Annotated in this window: 6 protein-coding genes and 1 pseudogene; 1 reads left to right on the top strand and 6 read right to left on the bottom strand. The window is 69.3% G+C overall.

The window, feature by feature from the left end:
* Positions 1 to 91 precede the first annotated feature (91 nt).
* The 5 genes from AB0E67_RS36095 to AB0E67_RS36075 form a co-directional block, all read right to left on the bottom strand.
* The gene (locus AB0E67_RS36095) at positions 92 to 304 is read right to left on the bottom strand and encodes a DUF5819 family protein (protein ID WP_362035044.1); all 213 of its coding nucleotides are present in this window, start codon (positions 302 to 304) and stop codon (positions 92 to 94) included.
* Positions 305 to 623: 319 nt separating this feature from the next.
* Positions 624 to 1,637 (bottom strand): ice-binding family protein, encoded by a 1,014-nt coding sequence (locus AB0E67_RS36090; RefSeq protein ID WP_362035042.1) that lies wholly within the window; start codon positions 1,635 to 1,637, stop codon positions 624 to 626.
* 538 nt (positions 1,638 to 2,175) lie between these two features.
* A complete protein-coding gene (locus AB0E67_RS36085) occupies positions 2,176 to 2,553 on the bottom strand; it encodes a DUF393 domain-containing protein (protein ID WP_362035040.1) in 378 nt (125 codons plus the stop codon).
* 406 nt (positions 2,554 to 2,959) lie between these two features.
* Positions 2,960 to 3,133 carry a hypothetical protein gene (locus AB0E67_RS36080; protein WP_362035038.1) on the bottom strand — a complete coding sequence of 58 codons (174 nt, stop codon included), beginning with the start codon at positions 3,131 to 3,133 and terminating at the stop codon, positions 2,960 to 2,962.
* Positions 3,134 to 3,161: 28 nt separating this feature from the next.
* Positions 3,162 to 3,518, bottom strand: coding sequence for a PRC-barrel domain containing protein (locus AB0E67_RS36075; protein WP_362035036.1), 357 nt, complete (start codon positions 3,516 to 3,518; stop codon positions 3,162 to 3,164).
* 634 nt (positions 3,519 to 4,152) lie between these two features.
* Between AB0E67_RS36075 and AB0E67_RS36070 the strand changes: the two genes are divergently transcribed.
* Positions 4,153 to 4,359, top strand: a complete 207-nt coding sequence (locus tag AB0E67_RS36070; RefSeq protein WP_362035034.1) for a DUF5133 domain-containing protein — start codon at positions 4,153 to 4,155, stop codon at positions 4,357 to 4,359.
* Positions 4,360 to 4,397: 38 nt separating this feature from the next.
* On the opposite strand, the pseudogene AB0E67_RS36065 reads toward AB0E67_RS36070, so the two are convergent.
* A pseudogene (locus AB0E67_RS36065) lies at positions 4,398 to 4,869 on the bottom strand (hypothetical protein); the annotation flags it as partial.

Genomic DNA, 4,869 nt, shown 5'->3' with positions numbered 1-4,869 from the left:
AATGCCCGCGCCGAGCCGAAGACAACCTTCGCACCCGACTCACAGATCCGAGCATGGACCGATTACCCGGCCAAGGCTGCGTGACGAGCCACTAGCCGCTGATCTGCTGCGAGCCGTCAGCGGCGGTCCTGACCGTACGGGCCGAGATCTGCGGGACGGACGACTCCGGCTCGGGGGCGAAGAGCCGCCAGTTCTGCTCGAACAGCGGGTACAACCAACTCTGAACCGGCCGGGCGTACCGCTGCGAAATCTGGTTCAGTGGAGCTACGTGCAGGAACAGGAAGAACATGTGCAGCAGAGACACGCACGCCAGCAGGACCGCGGCACCCCTCGTAGCTGCGCGCAGCGGAAACGGTAGCCGCGACAACTCATCGGGTCCGGGTCGGGTGTCCCGCTGCGGCCTCGGCAGCGCGCGACGGACGGTGCCGGGGCTACCGGGCAGGGCGGCGCCCGGCGCCTTCACGCCCACCGGTTCGCCCCCGTTCAGTACGTCTTCTGGGCCAGTCGGTGTCATCCCGCCTCCTCTCACAACTCTTCCGCTGAACTTCCTTGTGCCTGACGGGCATACGAAGTCCGGCCCGGCGAGCGCATCGGTGCGCCCGCCGGGCCGGTACGGCGAAGCGTCAGTACTGCTGGACCGGCTTGTCGTGGTCCTGCTTCTTCTTCGGTTTGTCGGGCTTACCCGGCTTGCCCTCGTGCTCGGGCTTCCCGTGGTGCGACGGCTTGCCCTCGTGCTCGGGCTTCCCGTGGTGCGACGGCTTGCCCTGGCCGCCCCCGTTGTTGCCGCCGGTGTTCCCGGCCGTGTTGCCCGCCGTGTTGCCGCCGGTGTTCCCGGCCGTGTTGCCGCCCACGGTTCCGCCAACGGTGTTGCCGCCGCCCACCGTGTTGCCACCGACCGTGTTCCCACCACCGACGGTGTTGCCCGCAATGGAACTACCGCCGATCAGGCCGCCGGTGGTGACCCCACCCAGTAGGCCACCCGAGGTGACACCACCGAGAAGTCCGCCCGTGGTCGTGCCGGTAGTCGTACCCGAGGTCGTCCCGGTCGTGGTACTACCAGTAGTCGTGCCGCCGGTGGTGGCGCACGAAGGCCTGGTGATGGCGTTCGTGTCCATCGTCACGGAGCCGTTGCGGGCCAGCGCGCGGCCGGTGATCGCCGCACCGGTGTTCAGGCTGGTCGAGGTGAGCGCCATGATCGTACCGACGAACGTGGTGTCCGTACCGAGCGTGGCCGAACTGCCGATCTGCCAGAACACGTTGCAGGGTGAGGCACCGTTGACCAACAGAACCCGACTGGCGGACGCGGTGGTCAGCGTCGATCCGATCTGGAAGACCCACACCGCGTCGGGGTCGCCGGCGGCGTCGAGGGTGAGCGTGCCGGTGAGCCCGATGGAGGACGACGCGTTATAGACGCCGGGAGCCAGGGTCAGGCCACCGAGGTCCGCGGCGATACTCGCGTCCGGTGCCTGTCCCGCAGCATTGTTGTACGCGGTGGTCAGGTCGGTCTGAGCCTGGAGCGCGACCGCGTCGGCGGAGTGCGTCGCGCCGTTCACCAGTCCCGGCGGAAAGCCACTGATCGCCGTACCCGGGCTGACGCCCAGGTCACCCGTGACCGTTGAGGCTCCGGTGTTGGTCACCGATTGACCGGCGAGCACCGCGAAGCTGTCAGCCGTCCCGAGGGGGACGGCCGTCGCGATCGCGGCGCAGGCGTCGGTGTGATCACCATCCCGGCAACAGCGACCATCACTGCCGACGCGATCGATGTTGCCAGGGCGCGCCGACCCGGCAAGCCCCAAGCACTGAATTTCATCGATGATTCCACTCTCTTCGTGGGGAGAGGTGAGAGTCCGTCGGACATCCCACCACGGCAATTCATCAATCCCCTCTTTCCATTGACAGCCCGAATGAACATTCGCCCGAGAGGCGAGTGCTCGCGGAAAGAGATACGCACGAGATTAAGCATGAGGTGAATGAGGAGTGAGGGGTGAACGAGTGAAAAATACCTGAGGGCGCTGATTGAAGGCCCCACGAACGAAATATACCCAGGTCATAGTCACGGCGCGGCAGGATGAAATAATTCCCGCGCCACGCCCGGGCGCGCCCCGGAAGGGCTTAAAGGCAATTAATACGCAATACGTCGGGGCGTCGGTACGGCCCACACGTACGCGGGAATGGTCAGTGCGGTGAGTTGACCGCGCACGCCGGGGTGCCTCCCGGCATCCGTTCGCGGTTGTTCGCCACGAGGCGGTATGCCCAGTGGGCGACCCAGCGGAAGGGTGGCAGACGGAGCAGCCCGCCCAGGACGGCCCAGCTCCGGCCGGAGTCGAGCAGCACCATCGCAACGGCCTGCGCCCCGCCGTACACCACCCCGGCCGACGTGACCCACAGCAGCTCGTACTCGGCCTGCCGCTGATCGACACCCAGCGACGGCAGATCCACGCGCTGCCAGGGGACGATGTCGCAGCAGGGACGGAGTCGCCGCCCGGCGAACGTTACCGACGTGGTGCAGAAGGCGCAGTCCCCGTCGAAGACGAGTACAGGTCGGGTCCACATCCCACCATCATCCGGCGCAGCGCCGACTTACCGAGGCCGACGCGCCCGCTCTCCAGCGCGACGTCTTGGTGCTTCGGTCGCCCCCCGGTCCCCGAAGCGACGGGGAGTGGACAGACCGCGCCCAGGAAGCCACCTTGTCCCTTGCGGTTGGCCGAACTACGCCGCGCTGGCCGCCCGGTCGGGTGTCGGCAGGGCGTGTCGTGCCCGGCCAGGCGGACCGGGAGTGGACGATGCTGGCAAGCCGCCCGCCGTGGCCCACCCGATAGACCGGCGTCGGTGCCGCGCCACCCCCCGGCACGCACCACGCCACCGGCCGGGCAGCCCCGGAGCCTGCCCGGCCGCCGGGGCTGCCGGGACCGGCTGGTCAGGTTGGGCCCTCTTCCGGCTCGGCAGCCCCATGGCGGTCTCAGCGCAGCGTCCGGCGGTGCCGGCGGGAGCGCCGCAGATGCACGCCCAGGTACACCAGGGCCGCGACGAACACCACGATGCCGATGATCAGCAGGAAGAACAGCCCCTTGGCGACGGCCCCGATGATGCCCAGCACGACCGCCGCGATGACCAGGAGCAGGAAGAGCGTCATGGCGTACAGCACCTCCTTGACGGGCCGGTCAGCGGCGGGCGAGCTGCCGCTCACCGTTCGCGCCGGGCCGGTAGGGCAGGCCGTAGTGCGCGAAGACCGCGGCCTCGTCCTCGGCGGACAGGACGTCGTCCGTGCCGATCGCCGGGCACTTCTTCACCAGCGACCGGTCGTAGTCGACCTTGACGTAACCCGGCCCCACGATCGCGCCGGCCAGGGGCACGAAGACCGGGTGGCGGCGGGTGGGCAGCCCGACCTGGACGGTGGCCATGGCGGGCTCGTCACCGCTGGTGTCCACGTAGCTTGCTTCCAGTACGCCGTTCTTGTGGCCGCCCGCGTCGACGACGTCGTGGGTGCGCCACTCACGGATATCCGCGCTTCGGATCATCCCGCCTCCCTTCGCACGGCGGTGTGACCGAGCCGGTGCACTTCTCAGCCTGCCCCGCAAAGCCCGCCCACACCAGCCTGGACGCGCGGCGGGCAGTCCCCGAGGGGGTGGAAACGGTGCCTGGTCAGGGAGTTTTCTGGAGGCACAACCCCACCCAGTGACGCGACATCGCATCTCGAAGGGGCGCCGGTGTACGACACGATCCACGTTGACGTCCACGTGCTCAGCACACCGGCGGTGCGTGACGTCCTCCGCGACGCCGTGAGCAGGCATCCGAACGGCGTGGACATCCACTGCGGACAGCTCACGTTCGTCGACTGCTGTGGACTGTCCGCCCTGCTGGCCGCCGCCAGGCGAAGGCCGACGGCATTCAGCTGCGCCTGTGCGCGGTCCCGTACGCGCTGGCGAGGCTGCTGCGGCTGTCCCACACCGGCAGCGCCTTCACCATCGAGCGGGAACAGCCGGGCGTACGGAGGCCAGGGCCGGGCTGAACACCACGATGCCGATGACCAGCGGCATCTGACTGGCTGACCGCGCAATGTATCGGGACACGAGGTGCGGCGCCCCACGTTGGCTGCCACCGTATGAGTGAAGGGGATAGTCCAGACGGGCGAGGACGGAGGCGACCGTGGTGATGGCGCATCCTTCGCTCCTGCGGGAGCTGGTCGAACGGTGCGAGACGCTCCGGCGGCGTTTGGTGTCCAGCGACAGCGCGGAAACCCTCCGCCAGCTCGAAGATGCGACATACACGCTGTGTGTGCTCACGGGCACCCGCCACCTGGACACGGCACTGTTCGTGGCCCGTCGGCAACTGGCCGACGCGATGGCCGGTCACGGATGAAGGCCACCGCCCCCGGCGCCCGCCCATCGCGCGCCTCTTCAGCCCCGGCGGCGGGCGGCGGGGTCGCGTTCGGCGACGTGCCGGGCGACCGCGTCGACGCCGGGGCGGGCGTACCACTCCAGGGAGCGGACGGGGGCGTGGCGGGAGCAGGCCGGCAGCATCGGGGTGGAGGTGCAGCCCTCCGCATCGTGCGTCAGGGCACTGTGGCGGAGCCGGTGCAGCGTCCAGCCGTCCAGGTCCTTCAGCGGCCGTGCGCGCTCGGCGATGGTGGCCAGGGCGTCGCGGTAGTGCGGCATCGCGGTGCGCAGCCGGCGGTGCGTGGCCCAGAAGCGTGCAGCCTCGGCAGCGGTGTAGGGGCGGGACTGCTCGATGAGTAGGGCAGCGGCAGCGCCGGCAGGGTGCGCCCAGTGGCCCTGGGGGGTGCCCCTATCTGTTTCGTCAACCCTGTCAGGTCGGTTCCCTGGGGTGGCGCTGGTTTTCGGGAACGTCCCGCGAAGCGGGACGTTCCCG

This window comes from Streptomyces sp. NPDC032161 (assembly GCF_040636995.1).
In the GTDB taxonomy this organism is placed as follows: Bacteria; Actinomycetota; Actinomycetes; order Streptomycetales; family Streptomycetaceae; genus Streptomyces.
This window is presented reverse-complemented; position numbering and strand designations above follow the sequence as displayed.